The following is a 20,282-nucleotide window of genomic DNA, read 5'->3' on the forward strand; positions in this document are numbered from 1 at the left end:
GGTTGTCCACATCGGGGTGGATTCACCCCTCCGGCGGCACCGCGTGCCCGGTGTGCCGGAAACCGCTCTGGAGAGCACGATGTGCGCATGGCGGAGGAGAGCAAACCGGGCGGCGAGAGCACGCTCACCGTGCTGCTGGCACTGATCGTCAACTTCCTGATCGGCATCATGAAGGCGGTCGCCGGGGTGCTCACCGGCTCGGCCGCGCTGCTGGCCGAGGCCGGGCACTCGGTCGCGGACACCTTCACCGAGGGTCTGCTGCTGACCGCGCTGCGCCGCTCCGGCAAGCCCGCCGACGCCCGCCACCCGTTCGGCTACGGCAAGGAGCGCTTCTTCTGGTCGCTGATGGCCGCGGTGGCGATCTTCGCATCGGGCGCGGTGTTCGCGGTGGTGGAGGGCGTGCACACACTGCTCAGCGGTGACGACGAGCAGACCCGGCCGTGGGTGGCCTACCTGGTGCTGGGCCTGGCCTTCGTGCTGGAGTCGGTCTCCTTCATCCAGGCCAGCCGCCAGGTCCGGCGCGAGGCCAAAGCCGAGGGCCGTGGGCTGACTGCCTACCTGCGGCACTCCGACGACCCCACGGTGAAGACGGTGTTCTTCGAGGACACCGCCGCGCTGATCGGCCTGCTGCTGGCCTTCCTCGGCGTGCTGCTGCACCAGCTCACCGGGTCCGCGGTCTGGGACGCGGTGGCCTCGCTGGCCATCGGCGTGCTGCTGGCCGGGGTGGCCTACCTGCTGGGCCGCACCAACCTCGGCCTGCTCATCGGCCGCCAGGCCGATCCGGTGCTGGTGCGCGCGGCCTACCGGCGGATCGAGGCGCAGCCCGAGGTGGAGGTGGTGGTGGACATCCTGAGCATGGTCACCGGCACCGACCGGGTGCTGCTGTGCGCCCGGCTGGACTTCGACGACAGCCTGGGCGCGGCCGACCTGGAACGCGCCTGCGTGCGCATCTCCGCCGAGCTGCACGCCGAGTTCGCCGAGCTGGACGAGGTCTTCCTGGAACCGGTCCCGCGGGCCGATCCCGAGCTGCGGGCCAGGGTGCTCGCCCGCTACGGCGAGCTGTTCCCCCGGCCCGCGGACGGGCACTGACTCAGCTCCGGCGACGCCGGGTCCCGGCGACCAGCACCACGCCGAGCACCAGCAAGGCCAGCCCTGCCCACAGGAACACGGTGGGCGCGGCGCCGGTCTTGGCCAGCGGCGGAGGCGGCGGGGTCGGCCCGCCGGGCACCCGCACCGAGGCGGAATCGGTGTCGGTGACCGGGTTCCCCGGCCGTTCGGTGTCCGGCTGACCGGTCGCGGTGGCGGTGTTGACCATCGTGCCGCTGCCGGGCGCCGCGGCGGTGCAGGTCCAGGTCCGGCTGTCGTTGACCGGCAGCCGGTCAAGGCGGCGGTCGCAGCCGGGCAGGCTCGGGTCGGCCACGGTGACGCCGATCAGGTCGACGGTGCCGGTGTTGCGCACGGTCAGCTTGAACGTCACCGTGCGGCCGGGCGCGGCCTCGTCCTGGTCGGCGGTCTTGGTCAGGTCGATGCCCGGCTTGCCGAGCTTGGCGGTGGCCTGGTCCGTATCGGTCACCGGCCGGCCGGTGGGGTCGGTGCCGGTGGCGGTCACGGTGTTCTCGATGTTGTTGTCCCGCATGGTCACCGTGCAGGTCACCGGCTTGCTCGACTCCCCTGGCGCGAGGTTCCCGACGGTCACCGCGCAGCCGGGCGCGATCGGGTCGGTGAGCACCACGTTGGTCAGCGGCACGTCGCCGGTGTTGCGCACCACCACGGTGAAGGTGGCTTCCTGGCCGGTCAGCAGTGGTTTCGCCGGGCCGGTCTTGGTCACCTCGATGCCGGGGCCGATCACGTCCAGCACCGCGTCGTCGGTGTCGGTCACCGGGCGGCCGGTCGGGTCGTTCCCGGTCACCGCCGCGGTGTTGGTGACGTCCTGCGTGGCGGTGACCGCGCAGGTCCGGGTCTCCACTGCGCCGGCCGGCAGCTGCGGCAGGGTGAACCCGCAGCTCGCCTGCTTGTCGTCGGTGACCCGGACCTCGGTGAGCGGCACGTCGCCGGTGTTACGCACGACGATCGTGTAGGTCACCTGGTCGCCGGGCCGGGCGGTGGCCGGGCTGACCGACTTGTCGATGGTCACCCCAGGGTGCAGCACGTCCACCGGGGCATCGTCCACATCGGACACATCCGGTCCGGTCGGCGGTTTTCCGTTGGCGGTGGCCGTGTTCACCACGTCATCCGCGGGCGCGATCATCGTGCACGGGTAGGTCTCGACCGCCCCGGCGGCCAGTTCCGGGAAGCCGCGGCGGCATTCCGGCGCGAGCTGGTCGGTCACCGTGACGCCGGTCAGCGGCACGTCGCCGGTGTTGCTGACCTTGATCCGGAAGGTCACCGAGTCCCCGGCGCGGAACGGCCCGCCCTCGACGTCCTTGGTGATGGCGATGCCCGGGTGCTGCACATCCACCCGCACGGTGTCCTCGTCGGTCACCGGCGGCCCGACCGGCGGAGTGCCGGTGCCGGTCGCGGTGTTGACGAAGTCGTTGCCGGGCGCGGTGATCACGCAGGTGACGCGCTGCTCCGCGCCCACGGCCAGCTGCGCGATGGTGGTGCCACAGGCAGGCGCGGCCGGGTCGGTGATCACGACGTTGGTCAGCGGCACATCGCCGGTGTTGCGCACCACCACGGTGAAGGTGACCTGGTCGCCCTCGCGCACGGTCTTCTTGTCCGCGGTCTTGGTGACGTCCAAGGCCGGGTGGATCACGTCCACCCGCGCGTCGTCCGTGTCCGTGACCGGCGGCCCCACCGGCGGTGTCCCGGTCACCGCGGCCGTGTTGACCAGGTCGTCCTGCCCCGCGGTCCAGGTGCAGGTGTAGGTCTGGATCTCCCCGGCGGCGAGCTGGTCGATGGTGCGGGCGCAGCCGGGCACGGCCTGGTCGGACACGGTGACCGCGGTCAGCCCGGTGTCGCCGGTGTTGCGCACCCGGATGGTGAAGGTGACGGTGTCCCCGGCCCGCACGGTCTCCGGCGCGGCGCTCTTGTCCAGTTCGACGCCAGGGTGCACCACATCGACCTCTGCACCGTCCACATCGGACACTGGTGGCCCGGTCGGCGGGGTGCCGGTGGTGCTCGCGGTGTTCTGGATGTCGTTGGCGGGCGCGATCATGGTGCAGGTGTAGGTCTGGCTGGCGCCCGGTGCGAGGTCGGGCAGCGTGCGCGCGCAGTCCGGGGCCACCTGGTCGGTGACCGAGACCGCGGTCAGCGGGGCGTCGCCGGTGTTGGTCACGGTGATGCCGAAGGTGACGGTGTCGCCTTCCCGGAACGGCCCGCCGCGCACGTCCTTGGCGATGTTGATGCCGGGGTGCAGCACCGAGACGACCACCTTGCCGTCATCGGTGACCGGCGGGCCGACCGGCGGGGTGCCGGTGGCGGTGGCGGTGTTGGTGAACTCCTGGGCGGGCGCGATCATCGTGCAGGTGATCTCCCGCTCGCCGCCGGCTGGCAGCTCCGCGATGGTGGCGCCGCAGCCCGGCGCGACCGGATCGGTCACCACCACGTTGGTCAGCGGGACGTCCCCGGTATTGCGCACGAGCACGGTGAAGGTGACCTGGTCGCCCTCGCGCACGGTCTTCTTGTCCGCGGACTTGCTGACGTCCAGGGCCGGGTGGATCACATCCACCTTCGCGTCGTCGGTGGCGGTCACCGGCCGCCCGGTCGGGTCGGTGCCGGTGGCCGTGGCGGTGTTGACCAGGTCCTCGCTGCCCGCGGTCCAGGTGCAGGTGTAGGTCTGGCTCGCGCCCGGCGCCAGGTCGGGCAGGGTGCGGGCGCAGGCCGGGACGGCCGGGTCAGCCACGGTGACCGAGGTCAGCGGCGCGTCGCCGGAGTTGGTGACCTTGATCGTGAAGGTCACCTCATCGCCGACCCGGACGGTGCCGGGTTCGGCGGACTTCTCGATTTCCAGCCGCGGGTTCACCACGTCGACCGCGGCGTCGTCGGTCGCGGTGACCGGCGGGCCGACGGGTGGGGTGCCGGTCACGGTGGCCACGTTGGTGAGGTCCTGGGTGGCGGTCATCGTGCAGGTGTAGGTCTGGCTGGCGCCGCTGGCCAGGCTGGCGAACACCCGGTCGCAGGCCGGGGTCAGCGGGTCGGCCACCCGCACGTCGGTGAGGCCGACATCGCCGGTGTTGTCCACCTTGATGGTGAAGGTGACCTGTTCACCGGCCCGCACCTGGGCGGGTTCGGCGGTCTTGGTGATCCGCACCGACGGGTGCTGCACGTCCACCCGCGCGGTGTCCGTGTCGGTCACCGGCGGCCCCACCGGCGGGGTGCCGGTGGCGGTGGCGGTGTTGGCGAAGTCCTCCTGCGGCGCGGTCACCGTGCAGGTGAACCGCTGCTGGCCGCCCACGGCCAACTGGGCGAGGGTGCCGCCGCAGCCGGGCGCGTCCGGGTCGGCCACCACCACATCGGTCAGCGGCACGTCGCCGGTGTTGCGCACCAGCACGGTGAAGGTGACCTGATCGCCGACCCGGACGGTGCCGGGCTCGGCGGTCTTGGTGACCTCGATGGCCGGGTTGATCACGTCCACCCTGGCGTCGTCGGTGTCGGTCACCGGCGGCCCGACCGGCGGGGTGCCGGTGACGGTCGCGGTGTTCACCAGGTCCGTGCTGACCGTGGTGCCGCACGTGTAGGTCTCACTCGCCCCGGGCGCGAGCCGCTCGAACTCCTTGGCGCACACCGGCAACGCCGGATCGGACACGGTGACCCTGGTCAGTTCGCTGTCCCCGGTGTTGGTGACCTTGATGGTGAAGGTGACGGTGTCTCCGGCCCGCACGGTCTCCGGCGATGCGGTCTTCTCGATGTCCACCGCGGGTTTGAGCACCTTGACGGTGGCCTGCGCGCTCGCGTTGACGTCCTGCCCGGAGCGGTCCCGGCCAGTGGCGGTCGCGATATTGGTGGTGGTCTCGGTCAGTCGCGCGGTGCAGGTGTAGGTCTGGCTGCCGCCCGCGGGCAGCGCTCCGGTCAGGGTGCGCGCGCAGTCCGGGGTGCGGTCGTCGGTGATGCGCACCGGGTCCAGCGGCGAGTCGCCGGTGTTGCGCACGGTGATGGTGAACGTGGTCTGGTCCCCGGCCCGGATGGTGCCGGGATCGGCGGTCTTGGTCAGCTCGATGCCGGGCCGCACGATCGGCGCCGGGGCGTCGTCACTGGCTTCCACCTTCAGCCCGAGCGAGTCAAAACCGCTGGCGGTGGCCGTGTTCACGTCGTCGGCCACCGGCGCGGTGGTGGTGCAGGTGAAGGTGCGGCTGGCGCCCGCGGCGAGCACCCCGCCGAGGTTGCGCGCGCAGTCGGGGACCTTGGCGTCGGCCACCTGGAGCCGGGTGAGCGGCACGTCGCCGGAGTTGGTGACCTTGATGGTGAAGGTGACGGTGTCACCCGCGCGGTAGGCGGGCTTGTCCGCGTCCTTGGCCACCGTGATGGCGGGGTGGATCACGTCCACCTTCGCGCTCGAGGTGCCTTCCAGGGGGTCGCCGAGGCTGCTGGTGCCGGTCACGTTGGCCACGTTGGTGACGTCGTCGGCGGGCGCGGTCCCGGTGCAGGTGTAGGTGCTGGACCGCCCGGCCGCCAGCGCGCCGATCACCCGGTCGCAGCCGGGGAAGGCCGGATCGCTCACCTTGACCCCGCTGGCCGCGGCGCCACTGGGATTGGTCACCGTGATGGTGAAGGTGATCTGCTCGCCCGCGTGCACCACGGCCGGGTCCGCGGACTTCTCGATCTGCAACTCGGGCACCGCGACCGAGAACACCAGGTTCTGCGCCAGGTAGGAGTCGCCGTTGGTGACGAAGGATAGGTCGGCGCTGGCCGCCCCGGAGCGGATCGCGGTGGTGCTGAAGGACTTGGCGTCCACGCTCCAGTTGTTCACCGAGTCTGGACTGGACCGCCCGTCGGCCAGCGAGACGAAGAAGTTGTCCGTGTTGCCGGTGCCCGGTTCGGGGATCGAGGTGTTGTTGACCTTGAACTCGTCCCGCGAGATGTTCCGGTCGCCCTCGTAGGCGGTGACGCCGATCCGGGTGGTCGCGGCGGCGGAGCGGAAACCGGTGACGGTGACCGTGGTGGCCGCGTCGCTGCTGTTCTGCCGCACGTGCCCGTCGTAGACGAACACCTCCCGCTTGCTGGGCGCGTTGACCGGATCCCGCTCGGCGTACTTGTAGACCACCACCAGCGACCAGCCCGCCATGCAGCCGAACCCGTTGACGCCCCACACGTTGCCGGTGGTGATGCTCAGGTCAGACCCGGTGGCCGCCCCGGCGAAGGCCGAGGTCACGTCGGCGTAGGCGGAGTAGTACTGGCCGCCGGTGTAGCCGCCAGCCGGGTCCCTGGTCAGTGCGGCCGGGCTGACCTGCTGGGACTTCTCGCCCACGGTGAGCTTGACCTGCTGATCCTCCGGCGAGGCGGCCGCGCCGCTGGGCACGGTGGCCGGGATGAAGCTGCGGTTCTGGCACATCAGGGCCCGCGAACCGTCGTAGGTCCCGGTGTTGCCCGCCCAGTTCAGCCGGGCGAAGTCGACCGTGGCGCCGGCCGGGATGCGCAGGGTGGCCCTGGAGGAGTTGAACGTGCCGGCGTCGCCGTCCACGTCCGACTGGAGCATGAAGTAGTCGTCGTTGTAGTCACCCGAGCTGCCCTGCGGCACCCGCCCGCCGTTGGCCACCCCGGCGCAGGCGGCAGGCGTGGCGTTACGCCACTGCGGTGCGTTGTCCGCCGCGGTCGGACAGCGCAACGAGCCGTTGCCGACCTCCAGGAAGTCGCCGTAGACCACCTGGTCGTAGTTCAGCGCGAACGCCTTGACCACCCCCGCCTGCGCGGGCAGGCCGGCCAGCAGAGCGCCGAAGGCGAGGAGCAGGGCGAGCAGGACCCGGAGCAGCCGCATACCCGGCACACTGGGCCCGCGCCGTTGATCTCACCACCGGAGCACGCCGGACATTCCTCCGATGAGGGGAACGAGTTACCTCTTGGTGGTGGCCCGGTGGAAGTTCAGGTAGGCCCGCGAGGGCGTCGGCCCACGCTGCCCCTGGTAGCGGGAACCGACCGCGGCCGAACCGTAGGGGTTCTCCGCCGGCGAGCTGAGCCGGAACAGGCACAGCTGGCCGATCTTCATCCCCGGCCACAGCGTGATCGGCAGGTTGGCCACGTTGGACAGCTCCAGCGTGATGTGCCCGGTGAAGCCGGGGTCGATGAACCCCGCGGTGGAGTGGGTCAGCAACCCCAGGCGCCCCAGCGAGGACTTGCCCTCCAGCCGCCCGGCGAGATCATCCGGCAGCCCGACCCGCTCGAAGGTGGAGCCGAGCACGAACTCACCGGGGTGCAGCACGAAGGCCTCGTCGTCCTCCTTCTCCACCAGCGAGGTCAGCTCGTCCTGCTGCAACGACGGGTCGATGTGGGTGTACTTGGTGTTGTCGAACACCCGGAAGAACCGGTCGAGCCGGACGTCGATGCTGGAGGGCTGGACCAGGTCGACGTCGAACGGATCGAGGTTGAGCCGACCGGCCTCGACCTCCTTGCGCAGGTCGCTGTCACTGAGGAGCACGTGCCCCAGCGTAACCCGGCCCGGCTGGACACAGTCCCGCCCAGTCCCTGTATGCTCGACCGCGCACGATCACGCGGGTGTAGTTCATTGGTAGAACGACAGCTTCCCAAGCTGTAGAGGCGGGTTCGATTCCCGTCACCCGCTCCACTCCGCCCTGGTTTGCTCGCCCTTTTGGGCTCGCCGGGGCGTTTCGCATCTCACTGGGGGCCGAGCCCCCAGGCCCCAGCCGGGGGTGGCCCCCGGACCCCCTGGTTGCGTGGGTGGCTGAGCTTGGGCGGATGGGTTTACGTGGGTGGCTGGTTCTTTGGTGGCGAAGCCCGGATCTTGGGGACGCGAAGGCCCGGATCTCGGTGAGGTCCGGGCCTTGTTGTTTGTCTGGTTGGAGTTCTTGGGGTTAGCGGCCGCCGTTGCGGGAGTACTCGGCGCAGGCGTCGACGTCGTCCAGGGTGATGCTGGGGTGCCGGGTGACGATCTCGGCGGGTGAGAGTCCCTGGCTTAGCAGGGCGTTGACCACCGCGACGGGCACGTTGGTGCCGGTGACGAACGGGACGCCGTGCGCTACCCCCGGGTCATGGGAGATCTGCTCTAGAGCCACCGCGTCAGTGTGCTTCCGGGGCCTGGGGTCGTCAATGGCCCGCGCGGCGGGTTTCGGAGATCCGGAAGGTCGTGATCACCGGGCGTGACCGGGCTTACCGGATATGGCGAAGACCACATTTTTCCGTTCGGAAAATGGTCTTGAACCATCCGGTTTGCCCGGTCCGGAATTACGGTCCTGGCGCGGAGAGAAATGCGGTTGCCGGGTGTTTGACTACGCTCCGCCGCGCAGGTATTCAAGGCAGAAGTCCACGTCGCCGATCTCCAGGTCCGGGTGCTTCAGCACGATCTCCGCGGCGGTGAGACCCTCGCAGACCAGGGCAACCACCGTGGCGACCGCGATCTTGGTGCCGGTGACGACGGGAACCCCACGGAGCACAGCGGGGTCCTGTGAGACCTTGAGAAAAGACATGAAAATATCCTGCGCCTTCGACCGGATTGATGTCGACTGCACATGGTAGCGAAAATTCTCTGCCCACTGGGGCGGTCCTGATCCGCCGACTGGCGGATCAGGACGCCCCGGAAACCCGGCGGAAGCCGGAAACCAATCAGGCCTTGGCCGCGACGGTCTCCGGTCCGGTCGGCTTGTCGGCCTCGTCGGTGCTGAGCGAGTCGATCAACTCGTCACGGTCCGTGGTGCGCTCCGGCTTGATCAGGCCGACCACCAGGAACAGCACCAGCGAGGTCAGCAGCGGGTAGGCGACCAGCGCCTCCTTGGCCACCGTGGTGCCCATCTGCTGCGAGATGTAGAGCACCGCCCACACGCCGAGACCGCCCAGGGTGGAGGAGATCGCCGAACTCGGGCCCATCCGGCGGAACCAGGGCAGCATGCCCAGCATCAGCGGCACCGCGATCGGGCCCATGGTGGCGGCCACTAGGTCGACCACCACCTTGAGCACGCCGCCGTTGGTGTCCAGGGACACCGCCATCAACATGCTCAGCCCGATGAAGCAGAACGTGGTCACCCGCGCCAGTTTCAGCTGGGCGGCGGCGGTCATCCGCTTGGCGCCCTTCCAGATCCTGGGCAGGATGTCCCTGGTGATCACCGCGGTGATCACGTTGGCGTCCGAGGAGACCATCGCCATGGTGTGCGAGAAGAACCCGGCCAGCACCAGACCGATCATGCCCGCGGGCAGCATCACCTTGCCCAGCTCGATGTAGGCGTCCCCGGCGTTGCCCAGGTCCGGCACGATCAGCGGCGCGGCCCACATCGGGAAGAACAGGATCAGCGGCCACACCAGCCACAGCACGCTGGACAGGATCGCCGAGCGCCGGGCCTCGTGCCCCGAGGGCGCGGCCATGTAGCGCTGCGCCAGGTTCCACATGCCGCCGTTGTACTCCAGCGTCTTGATCACGAACAGCGCCATGAAGAAGGTCGCGGTGTAGGGCTCGCGCAGCGGCTCGCTGTTGGCGGCGGGCAGCTTGTCCCAGATCTCCCACATGAACTGGATGCCGCCGAAGTGCGCGGCCACCGCCACGAACATCACGATGCCCGCGGCGCCCTGGATGATGAACTGGCCGAAGTCGGTGAGCGCGTCCGCCCACAGGCCGCCGAGCACCGAGTAGATCATCGTGACCACGCCGACGATCAGGATGCCCCAGACGATCGGCACCCCGGCGAAACCACGCAGCAGGATGGCCACCGCGGACCACTTGGCCGCGATGTCGACCACCTTGAGCACCGAGCCGGACCAGGCCATCAGCTGCTGGGCAGGCACGTTGTAGCGCCGGGCCAGGTACTCCAGCGGCGAGGCCACCCCGTGCTTGGAGCGCAGCCGGTTCCAGCGCGCGGCGAACAGGAACGCCCCGATGCCGATACCGATGCCGATGGTCAGCGCCCACCAGACGTAGACGGTCAGGCCGAGCCGGTAGGCCTCGCTGGCGAAGGCCACGAACATGACGGCGCTGTAGCCGGACATGTGGTGACTGATGCCGGAGAGCCACCACGGCATCTTGCCGCCCGCGGTGAAGAAGTCGATGACGTTGGCGATCCGGCCGCGCGACCACCAGCCGATCGCCACCATGACGAAGAAATACCCAGCGACCACAACCCAGTCGAGGGTGCCCATGACACCTCCAGCATCAGTACCCGCCACGGGCTGGCGGTCCCTAAGTTGTGCTCCGTCTTACGAGGTAACCCTTGGGTTACGGAACGATTTCCCATGAACCGAGTCACATCTGTGACGAACGGTCAGATATGTGAACACGAATGTGATAAAGCGCCGCGGATCTCGCCCACTCGGTCGCTTGCGGTGACACTGTCATCGTGGACCTCGTGACCTGGCCTTTCGTCCTCACCTGCCTCGCGGTGGTGGTCTCTCCCGGACCGTCGCTGGCGGTTATCGTCAATCAGGCGCTGCGCGCCGGGCGCACCACCGGCCTGGCGACCATCGCTGGCAACACCAGCGGGCTGGTGTTCTGGGCCGCGGCCTCCGCGCTGGGGCTGACCGCACTGGTGCGCACCTCCGAGGTGGCCTTCGTGGCGCTCAAGGTGGCCGGCGCGCTCTACCTGTGCTGGCTGGGCGTGCAGACCCTGCTGCACTCGCGCAGGCACCAGGAGCAGCCGCCCGAGGACCTGGCCGCAGGGGAGCGCCCACGGGGCCTGTGGGCGGCCTACCGGGCCGGGCTGCTGGCCAACCTGAGCAACCCCAAGGCCGCCGCGCTCTACCTCGCGCTGCTGCCCCCTTTCCTGCCGCCGGAGGGTTCGGTGCTCGCGGGCACCGCGATGCTGACCGTGGTGCAGATGGCGATCAGCGCGGGCTGGTACGTGCTGGTGGTGCTGGCCGTGGGCGCGGTCCGCCGGGTGCTGTCCAAGCCGGCCGTGCGGGCGCGGTTGGACCAGCTCAGCGGCTTGATCCTGCTCGGCATGGGAGTACGGATGGCCACCCTGACCCGTGCCACACTCTGAGTGAGCCGGGTCACAATCGACACTACCGCCAGAAGGGTGACCAATCCCGCCTTGCTGAGGGTTACTCACAGGTAATACCCTGTTGTTACCGGCCAGTAGGGGACCGGCCCGGAAGGCCAGCACCCCGCACAACACGGGAGCGACGAGATGGGCCACTACAAGAGCAACCTGCGCGACCTCGAGTTCAACCTGTTCGAGGTCTTCAAGATCCAGGAGCGCCTGGGCAAGGCGCCCTTCGAGCAGGCGGACGAGGACACCGCGCGCGGGATTCTCAGTGAGCTGAACAACCTGGCGACCGGCCCGCTGGCCGAGTCCTTCGCCGACGCCGACCGCAACCCGCCGGTCTTCGACCCCAAGACGCACTCGGTGGCGCTGCCCGAGTCGCTGCGGTCCTCCTACGCGGCCCTGCAGGACGGCGACTGGGGCAAGCTCTACCTGCCGGAGGAGCAGGGCGGCTACGGCCTGCCGCGCACCGTGCAGTGGGCGGCCGCCGAGCTGATCCTGGGCGCGAACCCGGCCGTGTTCATGTACCTGACCGGCCCGAGCTTCTCCACCATCGTGCACCGCAACGGCACCGAAGAGCAGCAGCGCTGGGCCCAGATCATGCTGGACAAGGGCTGGACGGCCACCATGGTGCTCACCGAGCCGGACGCCGGTTCCGACGTCGGCGCCGGCCGCACCAAGGCGGTGCTGCAGGAGGACGGCAGCTGGCACCTGGACGGCGTGAAGCGGTTCATCACCTCCGCCGAGCACGACCTCAGCGAGAACATCATGCACCTGGTGCTGGCCCGCCCCGAGGGTCCCGGCATCGAGGCCAAGGCGGGCACCAAGGGCCTGAGCCTGTTCCTGGTGCCCAAGTTCCACTTCGACACCCAGACCGGCGAACTGGGCGAGCGCAACGGCGCCTACGTCACCAACGTCGAGCACAAGATGGGCCTGAAGGCCTCGACCACCTGTGAGCTGACCTTCGGCCAGCACGACCTCCCGGCCAAGGGCTGGCTGCTTGGCGAGGTGCACGACGGCATCGCGCAGATGTTCCAGGTGATCGAGTACGCCCGGATGATGGTCGGCACCAAGGCGATCGCCACCCTGTCCACCGGGTACCTGAACGCGCGCGACTACGCCAAGGAGCGCGTGCAGTCGGCGGACCTGACCCAGATGCTGGACAAGACCGCGCCCCGGGTGACCATCACCAACCACCCGGACGTGCGGCGGATCCTGATGCTGCAGAAGGCCTACACCGAGGGCCTGCGCGCGGTGTACCTCTACACCGCCACCTTCCAGGACTCGATCATCGCCCAGGAGAACACCGAGCTGGCCGAGCGGGTCAACGACCTGCTGCTGCCCATCGTCAAGGGCGTCGGCTCCGAGCGCGCCTACGAGCTGCTCGCGCTGTCCCTGCAGACCCTGGGTGGTTCCGGCTTCCTGCAGGACTACCCGATCGAGCAGTACATCCGGGACGCCAAGATCGACACCCTGTACGAGGGCACCACGGCGATCCAGTCCCTGGACTTCTTCTTCCGCAAGATCGTGCGGGACAAGGGCCAGGCGCTCGGCTTCATCGCGAGCGAGATCCAGAAGACGCTGGAGTCCGAGGTCGGCAACGGCCGCCTGAAGGAGGAGCGCGCGCTGCTCAAGACCGCCCTGGAGGACGTGCAGGGCATGCTGGGCGCGATGATCGGCTTCCTGACCACCGCGCAGGAGGACCCGCGCAACACCTACAAGGTCGGCCAGAACACGGTCCGGCTCTTGATGAGCGCGGGCGACCTGCTGGTCGGCTGGCAGCTGCTCCGCCAGGCCGAGATCGCCATCACCGCGCTGGACGGCGGCGGCGCCTCGGTCAAGGACCAGGCTTTCTACCAGGGCAAGCTGGCCGCGGCCTCGTTCTTCACCAAGAGCGTGCTGCCCGAGCTGACCGCCCGCCGCAAGATCGTGGAGACCACGGACAACGGGCTGATGGACCTGGACGAGGCCGCGTTCTGAGTCGCACCACCTGACGCTGTCGGGGCCGCGCCGGGATTCCCGCGCGGCCCCGCCGCACGTCCGGGGTCAGGCGCGGTGGCAGCGAGCTTCGGCGAAGCAGTAGATCCCGAAGGCGGCCACGCCCAGCCCGACCACGGTGAGCAGGTAGGGGCCGTACTCGGCGTCGGCCAGCGTGCGCAGCGCCGCGTCGAGCCCGCCGGCCTGCTTCGGATCGTGGTTGATCGCGGCCAGTCCGATCAGCACGCCGACCACCCCGTAGGCCACGCCCTTGGCCACGAATCCGGCCTGACCCAGTCGCACGGTGAGCCGCTGGGTGCCCTCGGGCAACCTGCCCAGCTCCAGCTCGTCGGTGAAGGTCCGGCGGATGCCCTTGACCGCGGCGGCCACCCCGACGCCGAGCACGATCAGCGCGAGCACTCCGACCAGGAATTGCCCGTACGGCAAGGACATCAGCCAGCCGGTGATCTCCTGCTGGCTCTGATCTCCTTGGGTGGCACCGGATCCGCTCAGCAACTGCACCGCGACCACGGTCAGCACCGCGGCGGCGAAGCCGTGCGCGGCGGCGGAAATCCGTTTGGTGACCTGCCTTCTGCCGGAGAGCCAGCGGTAGCCGCCGACCGCGGTGAGCAGCTGCCAGATCGCGAAGAAGGCGAGTCCGGCGGCCAGCGCGGCCAGCAGCACACCGCCCAGCGGCTGCTCCGCCAGCGCGGCCAGCGCGCCCTTCTGGTCCGCCTCACCGGCGCTGTCCCCGAAGGCGATCTGGATGGCCAGCCAGGCCACCAGCAGGTGCACGATGCCGAAGCACACCGCACCGATCCGGCCCAGCAGCACAACCCACTGCCTGCCCTGTTCAGCACTCCGCGTGGACACCATGTGCTCGGGGTGTCCACGCGGAGGAGGTCAAAACGGGCTGAATGGCCCAGTCAGGGCGTCGGCGGCCCGCAGACGATCTTGTCCTGCGCCTTGTAGGTCACCGTGCGCCGCTCGGTGCGGCTCTTGCCGGTGGTGATGTCCTTGATCGTCCGGGTGTCGGTGATCGTGAAGCCGTCCAGGCCGGGACTGGGCTTGCAGTCCGGCTTGTCGGTGACGTGCCGGGTGTTGGGCGTGGTGACGTTGCTGCGCTGGCCGTCCTGGCCCTGCACCTCGTAGGTCTTGGTGCCCCACAGCTGCACGGTGATCGAGTTGGAGGTCCAGATGGTCTGCACGTAGATGCCGGTCTTGCTGTCGTTGCGGAACTTCACGTCGATCAGGCTCTGCCCGCTGGGCCCCTGGAAGACCGTGGCCTCCCGGCCTGCCGGGTAGCGGCTGATGTAGTTGCTGTGTTCCTTGTGCTCCACGTCGACCATGCCCGCGTAGTAGGCGGCGTTGTAGATCGTGGTGGCCATCTGGGACACGCCACCGCCGACCCCGCGGCCGGGCAGGCCGTGCTCCAGGATGCCCGCCTCGACGTAGCCGGTGGCCGCGGTGCGCGGGCCGGTGCGGCCGTTGAGGCTGAACGTCTCGCCCGGCTTGACCACCGCGCCGTTGATCTGTTCGGCGGCCCGGCGGATGTTCTGCCCGGAGTCGGCGGCGAAGCCCTTGGTCTCGAACCGGCTGACCAGCTCCTTGACGCCGAGCTGGTTGGCCTGGTCGGTGGTCAGCTTGGCGGGCTGGTCGCCGTACTCGGCCTTGATGGTGCGATTGTCCGTGCGGCGCAACACCTCTGACAGGCCGGCCAGGGTCTTCTCCCAGTCCACGCCCCGGCCGTCCGCGGACTCCTTGACCACCGGCTTGCCGCCCTCGAAGGCGAAGGTGGCGTCCTTGCCCGGCTTCTCGGTGGAGGCCAGCTGCGGCTTGGCGTTCTCGACCACCTTGCCGTTGTCCAGCTTGGGGATCAGGTTGCCGCCCTCGTCGACCTCGAACTTGAGCGCGTTGGCGATCGCGGCTGGCGGCACGTTGGCGTTCTTGCCCTCGCCCTGCACCACAACGGGTCCGGAGACCGCGGGCTTGGCGATCTCCTCCACCGCCTTGCGCACCGACTCGGGCGAACTCTTGACCTGGCTGGCGCTGACCGGCAGCTCGACGACCTTGCCGTCGGCCCAGTCCGCGACCATGGCCGCGCTGGCCTTCTCCACGTCCAGCTTCTGCCCGGACTTCGGGTCCACCGCCACCGGCTTGGCGTTCTGGAAGCGCACGGTGCCCTCGACCGGGTCCCGGTCGGTCTTGCCGCGCAGGCCCTCCAGGGCCGCGGTGAGCTTGGGCCCGTCCGCGCGGGTGACCACGCCGACGTCCCTGGTGCCGAAGAAGGAGGTGAGGCGGGTCAACGGGTTCAGCGGCTGCGCGCCCGCCTGGTCCAGGGTCGCGGGCCAGTCCAGCGTCAGCCCGGCTTCCTGCGGGTTGACGCCTGCCTCGACGTCACCGGCCCGCACGGTCACCGGCTTGGTCAGCCGCGGCTCGATCTGCTGCCGCAGCTTGGCTTCGGCCGCGGCCCGGTCCAGCCCACCGACGTCCACCCCGGCCACGGCCACCCCACGCGGCACATTGCCCTGGGTCAGCAGCAGATCAACCCCGTAGAGCAGGCCGAAGACACCGAACGCGGCGGCCACACCCATGATCGTCCGGCGCTTGCGCCTGCTGCGCCGCTCGTCCGCGCCACCCTCGTCGAACCCGTCGGCAGGTCCGCCCGGCGGCGTCGGCGGCAACGCGGCCACCACGGTCGCGTCCGCCTCCCGCGCGGGGGCGGGCAGGTAGGAGGTGGCGGCCTCGATCTTGGGGATCTGGATGGTGTCGGCATCCGGATCGGGCTGCCGCCCGGCGCCGAGTGGCCGCGGGATGGACTGGGTGGGCTGCTCCACCGGGCGGCCCCGCTGCGGCAGCGCCTGGGTGGGCTGCTCGACCTGCCGGGTCACCTGCTCGAAGGCGCGCGCCGGGATGGCCTGCGTCGGCCCGTCGATGGACCGCGCCTGCAGCTGCTCCATGCCCCGCGGCGGGGTCTGGGGGCGGGCCTGGCCGCGGGGCGGCGTGCCGGGGCCCTGCGGGGCGCCCTGGCCCTCCGGGCCGCGCGGCGGGAGGTGCTGGGTCTGCTCCGCGAAACCCCGCGGCGGCGTGCCGGGAGCCTGGTTCTGGAACCCGCGGGGCGGCGTCCCCGGAGTCAGGCTCGCGAAGCCGCCGGGCGGAGTCCCCGGGGTCTGATTCGCGAAGCCACCGGGCGCCGTGCCCGGGGCCTGGTTCGCGAAGTCCCGCGGCTGCGCTCCCGGGGTCTGGAACCCCGGCGCCTGGAATCCCGGCGGCGGCGTGCCCTGCCCCTGGCCGCCCGGCGGCGGGGTGCCCTGGAAGCCGCGCGGCGTGGGCCCCTGACCGGGTGCGGCGAAGCCACGGGCGGGAGTACCGGGTCCGCGGGGCGAGGTCTGTTCGACCGGGGTGTCCCGCAGCGACGGGTAGGACTGGGACGACTCGGCCGGCCGGATCGGCGCGAACAAGCCCCTGGTCAGCGGCTCGGGCTGGACCGGGGGGTTCGGCGGCGGCGTGCTCTTGACCTGCTCCGGGCTGTCCTGGGCCGATTCGCTCTCGGCCGCCGGAGTGTCCGGGGTGCTGGGCTGCGGAGCCGGGCTCTGCGGGGCCGAACCGGCGCGACCGGCCAGCTCGTCCAGCGGCGAACGCTCGTTCCGGGTGACCGGTTCCTCGGCGGGGCCTGCCGGGTCGTGCTGCGGGGACGACCCGTTCGGCGCAGCCGGCTTGGCCGGTGCGGACAGTCCGGCGAGCCTGGCCAGCTCGTCCTGCGGCGCGGCCCCGTTCCGGACCGGCTCAGCCTGCGCGGACGAGCCGTTGTCCGAGGCCTGCACGGTCACCGTGGCCTCCTCGGCCGCGGCGTCCGCCACGGCCGCTTCGGCGTCGGGACGCGCGGTGAGTTGTTGGGTTTGCGGGTCGAGCCCGTTGGCGGGCGTCCCGTCCTCGGCCGTGGGCTGCTCTACCGGCTGCGGGGCGGACAACACCGTCGTCTGCTCTGACCGCGGGCCGGGCCGCTGCTCTTCCTCCGGCACCGTGTCCCCTTCTGACGTGGGCGCGAGCACGCGCCTGGCTAGCTACCCGGCTGTCACGTCGAGGGCACGCGTCACAGGTACAAACCCGTGCCGTGCTCGGCTTGCTCGCTGGCGACGGCGTGCAGATCGCGCTCGCGCATCACCAGGTAAGCCTGGCCCTGTACCTCGACCTCGAACTGCTCCTCGGGGTTGAAGAGCACCCTGTCACCCACCTTGACAGTACGTACGTGATTCCCGACCCCGAAAACCTCGCCCCATGCCAGCCGTTTGGCCACCTGGGCAGTGGCTGGGATCACGATCCCGCCGCTGCTGCGTCGCTCCCCGCCCTCCTGCGCGATCCGCACCATCACGCGGTCGTGCAGCATCTGGATCTGGAGCTTGGCATCGGGCACCTTCGGAGTTTACTTGCCCCGCCGAGGCCAACGCGGGGCGGCTCTGTCTGCCCTATACCCCGGAGCACGCTGTTGAGCAGGCAACCAGCTCAACAGCGTGCGACAGATCACACCGCGGATTCGTCCATTCCGCCCATAACGAGCGCGAGCCGTACGGGCGCAGCCGACCGGATCTGGACCGGGACTCCCCAGTCCTGCCTGCTCAGACGGCAGGCGGGATGCTCGACACCCTCGTCACAGCTTGCTGCCTGGGCGACCACATGGAGTACACCCGATGGCACATCCGGCGCAATCACCAGCCGCCGCACCAGATCCGTGCCGACCCCCGCGCCCTCGACCAGCAGCTCCGGCGGCGAGGCGGTGACCTCCAGCCGGGTGGACGGCCCGTACCGCTCGTCGAGCTTCTGCCCCGGCGGCGGCACGAACACCACCGCCAGCTCCACCGCCCCCGCGGCCAGCTCACTCGGCGGCCGCCGAACCTGTTGCGCCGCACCGGAGACCAGCCTCGCCGCCACCCCAGGCGGCACCGGCCGCTCCAGCCGGTGCGCGGCGGAGGCCACCACGATCACCTCACCATCGAACACCAGCACGCCGGAGGGCTCGGCCAGCTCGCCCGCGAGCGTGCTCACCTCGCCGGATTCCGGGTCGTAGCGCCGCAGCGCGCCGTTGTAGGTGTCGGCCACCGCGATGCTGCCGTCGGGCAGCACGGCCACCCCGAGCGGGTGCTGCAACAGCGCCTGCTCCGCCGGACCGTCCCGGTGCCCGAAGTCGAAGAGCCCGGTGCCGATCACGGTGCGCACGGTGAGCACGCCGTCTTCATAGGCCAGGTACCGCAACGCCGAGGTCTCGGAATCGGCCAGCCACAACCGTTCCCGCGCCGGATCCACCGCCAGTCCCGAGGTCTGCGCGAAGAACGCCTCGGCCGCGTCCCCGTCCCGCAACCCCTCCACCGTGGTCCCGGCGAAGCGCGAGACCGTGCCCGCCACCGGATCGAACAACCCGATCGTGTGGTTCCCTGCCAACGCGATCACCACCCCGCCCGCGGGTTCCCACCAAGCGAGGTCCCACGGACTGGTGAGGTCGATTTCCGTTGCCACACCGTGGGTATCGCCGTCCCGCCACTGCTCGCCGGTACCGGCCACAGTGGACACGAACCCATCGCTGAGCCGCACCCCGCGCAGCAGATGGTTGACCGTGTCCGCCACCACGACGTCGTACCCGACCCGCTCGGCGACCTCCGGCGGCAACAGCGAAAGTCCAGCGGGCTCAGCGAAACTGGCCGCTCCCGCCGCTCCGTCAGCCCGCCCACGAACCCCGGAACCAATGCGCCGCAACAGGGTCTCCCCATCCGCGGCCAGCTCCGCCAGCGAATGCCTTGCCGAATCCGCCACCAGCAAGGTCTGCCGCGGCGTGACGATCGCCTTGGCGGGGAACCGGAGTTCGGTCGCCGCGGCCACCGGCGGCACGTACGGCCCGTCCCCGCGATGCAGCGTGCCCTTGGCGGTGTGCTCGGCGACCAGCTCGGCCAGCACCCGCCGCAACGCCTCGACATGCCCCTCACCCGCGGCCACGTGCACCACGTAACCCTCGGGATCCACCAGCACCAGCGTCGGCCACGCCTTGACCGCGTATGCCTGCCAGGTCACCAGCTCCGGATCGTCCAGCACCGGATGGTGCACCTCGTACCGCTCCACCGCCGCGGCCAGCGCCACCGGATCCGCCTCATGCGCGAACTTCGGCGAGTGCACCCCGACGGTGACCAGCACATCGGCGAACTCCGCTTCCAGCGGCCGCAGTTCGTCCAGCACGTGCAGGCAGTTGATGCAGCAGAAGGTCCAAAAGTCGAGCAGGGTGATCTTCCCGCGCAGATCCGCGAGCCGGAGGTCCTTGCCGCCGGTGTTCAGCCAGCCACGTCCGGTCAGCTCGGGGGCACGGACACGGGCCCGACGTTTCGCAGTGGTCACATCCGTAGTCAACACAGCGATTGACCAGCGATGTTCCCCGGCCCACCAGGTGAGACGGCAGCATGGCGGCATGAGCGAGTTGCGCTGGGACGAGGTCGCGGACCTGTTCGACCTCGACAACGGGGTGCTGCCGGACGTCGAGATCACCGGAACGACCGTGGCGGACTGGCAGACGGTCTTCGACCTGGTGCGGGCCCGCGGCTGGCAGCACCGGTACGACCCGGAAGTCGGGGACGCCGAACTGCCTGCCGCGGCGGAGATCTTCGCCGGTGGGACGGTGCTGGACGCGCAGTTGAACGTGTGGCCGGCGCCGGAGGTGATGGCGATCTTCCGGTTCTACCGGGTGGAAACGGTGGACTTCGACGTCGATCTGCGGGAGTTGCAGGGGCAGGGGCCGTTGGACGTGTTGTGCGAGTTCTACCGCGCCATCGGGCGGGCGCTGGGCAAGCCGGTGGTGATGACCTTCGAGGGGCATCAGGAGCTGCCGATGATCGGTTACGACGTTGGGCTGGACCGGGTGGTCCGGCTCGCTCCGCCGGACTAGGGAACGCGGTGGCCCACTGGTTCTCGGACCTGCGGCGGTTGTGATGCCGGTCACAGGCTGAACCGGGGCTGGGATTTGCTCGTCTTCGAGTCTGAAGCAAGGGACAAACAGGGACGGATGGGCCGGCTGGGCCCTGATCCGCTGGTGCTGGGTGGCGCTGGTGGGGTGGGGTCCGGGCGGTGCCGGGGTGCTCGGTGGGACGGGGTCAGTCGGTTCGGGCGGTGCCGGGCCGGGTGGTTTCCCCGGGCGCGGAACCGGTGTGGGCCGTCTCTGGAGACCCCGCGGCGCAGGGGCAGTGCTGTCGGGTC

At 70.3% G+C, this 20,282-nt stretch carries 13 protein-coding genes and 1 tRNA gene; 5 read left to right on the plus strand and 9 right to left on the minus strand.

What is annotated here, in order from left to right; translation table 11 throughout:
• Positions 1-87: 87 nt before the first annotated feature.
• Positions 88-1,089, plus strand: coding sequence for a cation diffusion facilitator family transporter (locus tag ACTOWY_RS11070; protein ID WP_441309507.1), 1,002 nt, complete (start codon positions 88-90; stop codon positions 1,087-1,089).
• A gap of 1 nt (position 1,090) precedes the next feature.
• Here the strand turns inward: ACTOWY_RS11070 and ACTOWY_RS11075 are convergent, their stop codons facing one another.
• On the minus strand, positions 1,091-6,913 hold the full coding sequence (locus ACTOWY_RS11075) for a DUF7507 domain-containing protein (protein WP_441309508.1): 5,823 nt from the start codon (positions 6,911-6,913) through the stop codon (positions 1,091-1,093).
• Positions 6,914-6,988: 75 nt separating this feature from the next.
• Positions 6,989-7,570 (minus strand): dCTP deaminase, encoded by a 582-nt coding sequence (gene dcd, locus ACTOWY_RS11080; RefSeq protein ID WP_441309509.1) that lies wholly within the window; start codon positions 7,568-7,570, stop codon positions 6,989-6,991.
• Positions 7,571-7,643: 73 nt separating this feature from the next.
• Here dcd and ACTOWY_RS11085 point away from each other — a divergent pair.
• Positions 7,644-7,717, plus strand: a tRNA-Gly gene (locus ACTOWY_RS11085).
• A 247-nt stretch (positions 7,718-7,964) separates the two neighbouring features.
• Here the strand turns inward: ACTOWY_RS11085 and ACTOWY_RS11090 are convergent.
• The 3 genes from ACTOWY_RS11090 to ACTOWY_RS11100 all read right to left on the minus strand — a co-directional run bounded on the left by ACTOWY_RS11090 (position 7,965) and on the right by ACTOWY_RS11100 (position 10,233).
• A complete protein-coding gene (locus tag ACTOWY_RS11090; RefSeq protein ID WP_441309510.1) occupies positions 7,965-8,165 on the minus strand; it encodes a DUF433 domain-containing protein in 201 nt (66 codons plus the stop codon).
• Between the two features lie 213 nt (positions 8,166-8,378).
• Entirely contained in the window at positions 8,379-8,576 is a 198-nt protein-coding gene (locus ACTOWY_RS11095; RefSeq protein ID WP_185000852.1) for a DUF433 domain-containing protein, read from the minus strand.
• 136 nt (positions 8,577-8,712) lie between these two features.
• The gene (locus ACTOWY_RS11100) at positions 8,713-10,233 is read right to left on the minus strand and encodes a sodium:solute symporter family protein (RefSeq protein WP_441309511.1); all 1,521 of its coding nucleotides are present in this window, start codon (positions 10,231-10,233) and stop codon (positions 8,713-8,715) included.
• Between the two features lie 206 nt (positions 10,234-10,439).
• Between ACTOWY_RS11100 and ACTOWY_RS11105 the strand changes: the two genes are divergently transcribed.
• Both ACTOWY_RS11105 and ACTOWY_RS11110 read left to right on the plus strand, forming a co-directional pair.
• The gene (locus ACTOWY_RS11105) at positions 10,440-11,072 is read left to right on the plus strand and encodes a LysE family translocator (RefSeq protein ID WP_441309512.1); all 633 of its coding nucleotides are present in this window, start codon (positions 10,440-10,442) and stop codon (positions 11,070-11,072) included.
• A 147-nt stretch (positions 11,073-11,219) separates the two neighbouring features.
• Positions 11,220-13,055: an acyl-CoA dehydrogenase gene (locus ACTOWY_RS11110; RefSeq protein ID WP_441309513.1), complete on the plus strand. Its 1,836-nt coding sequence runs from the start codon at positions 11,220-11,222 to the stop codon at positions 13,053-13,055.
• 66 nt (positions 13,056-13,121) lie between these two features.
• Here ACTOWY_RS11110 and ACTOWY_RS11115 read toward each other — a convergent pair whose 3' ends face one another.
• The 4 genes from ACTOWY_RS11115 to ACTOWY_RS11130 all read right to left on the minus strand — a co-directional run bounded on the left by ACTOWY_RS11115 (position 13,122) and on the right by ACTOWY_RS11130 (position 19,502).
• Positions 13,122-13,928, minus strand: coding sequence for a DUF1206 domain-containing protein (locus ACTOWY_RS11115; RefSeq protein WP_441309514.1), 807 nt, complete (start codon positions 13,926-13,928; stop codon positions 13,122-13,124).
• 50 nt (positions 13,929-13,978) lie between these two features.
• On the minus strand, positions 13,979-17,074 hold the full coding sequence (locus ACTOWY_RS11120) for a VanW family protein (RefSeq protein WP_441309515.1): 3,096 nt from the start codon (positions 17,072-17,074) through the stop codon (positions 13,979-13,981).
• 71 nt (positions 17,075-17,145) lie between these two features.
• Positions 17,146-17,466: a GroES family chaperonin gene (locus ACTOWY_RS11125; protein ID WP_185000857.1), complete on the minus strand. Its 321-nt coding sequence runs from the start codon at positions 17,464-17,466 to the stop codon at positions 17,146-17,148.
• Between the two features lie 107 nt (positions 17,467-17,573).
• Positions 17,574-19,502 carry an NHL domain-containing thioredoxin family protein gene (locus ACTOWY_RS11130; RefSeq protein ID WP_441309516.1) on the minus strand — a complete coding sequence of 643 codons (1,929 nt, stop codon included), beginning with the start codon at positions 19,500-19,502 and terminating at the stop codon, positions 17,574-17,576.
• Here ACTOWY_RS11130 and ACTOWY_RS11135 point away from each other — a divergent pair.
• Positions 19,501-19,974: a hypothetical protein gene (locus ACTOWY_RS11135; protein WP_441309517.1), complete on the plus strand. Its 474-nt coding sequence runs from the start codon at positions 19,501-19,503 to the stop codon at positions 19,972-19,974. The genes ACTOWY_RS11130 and ACTOWY_RS11135 overlap by 2 nt on opposite strands.
• Positions 19,975-20,282 lie beyond the last annotated feature (308 nt).

The organism is Crossiella sp. CA198, assembly GCF_052078295.1.
GTDB lineage: Bacteria > Actinomycetota > Actinomycetes > Mycobacteriales > Pseudonocardiaceae > Crossiella.

Excerpts from the sequence above, each read along its gene's own strand:
- ACTOWY_RS11095 (WP_185000852.1), bottom strand. The coding sequence starts at position 8,576 with ATGTCTTTTCTCAAGGTCTCACAGGACCCCGCTGTGCTCCGTGGGGTT.
- ACTOWY_RS11130 (WP_441309516.1), bottom strand. The coding sequence starts at position 19,502 with ATGCCGCCATGCTGCCGTCTCACCTGGTGGGCCGGGGAACATCGCTGG.
- ACTOWY_RS11110 (WP_441309513.1), top strand. The coding sequence starts at position 11,220 with ATGGGCCACTACAAGAGCAACCTGCGCGACCTCGAGTTCAACCTGTTC.
- ACTOWY_RS11115 (WP_441309514.1), bottom strand. The coding sequence starts at position 13,928 with ATGGTGTCCACGCGGAGTGCTGAACAGGGCAGGCAGTGGGTTGTGCTG.
- ACTOWY_RS11070 (WP_441309507.1), top strand. The coding sequence starts at position 88 with ATGGCGGAGGAGAGCAAACCGGGCGGCGAGAGCACGCTCACCGTGCTG.
- ACTOWY_RS11100 (WP_441309511.1), bottom strand. The coding sequence starts at position 10,233 with ATGGGCACCCTCGACTGGGTTGTGGTCGCTGGGTATTTCTTCGTCATG.
- ACTOWY_RS11075 (WP_441309508.1), bottom strand. The coding sequence starts at position 6,913 with ATGCGGCTGCTCCGGGTCCTGCTCGCCCTGCTCCTCGCCTTCGGCGCT.
- ACTOWY_RS11135 (WP_441309517.1), top strand. The coding sequence starts at position 19,501 with ATGAGCGAGTTGCGCTGGGACGAGGTCGCGGACCTGTTCGACCTCGAC.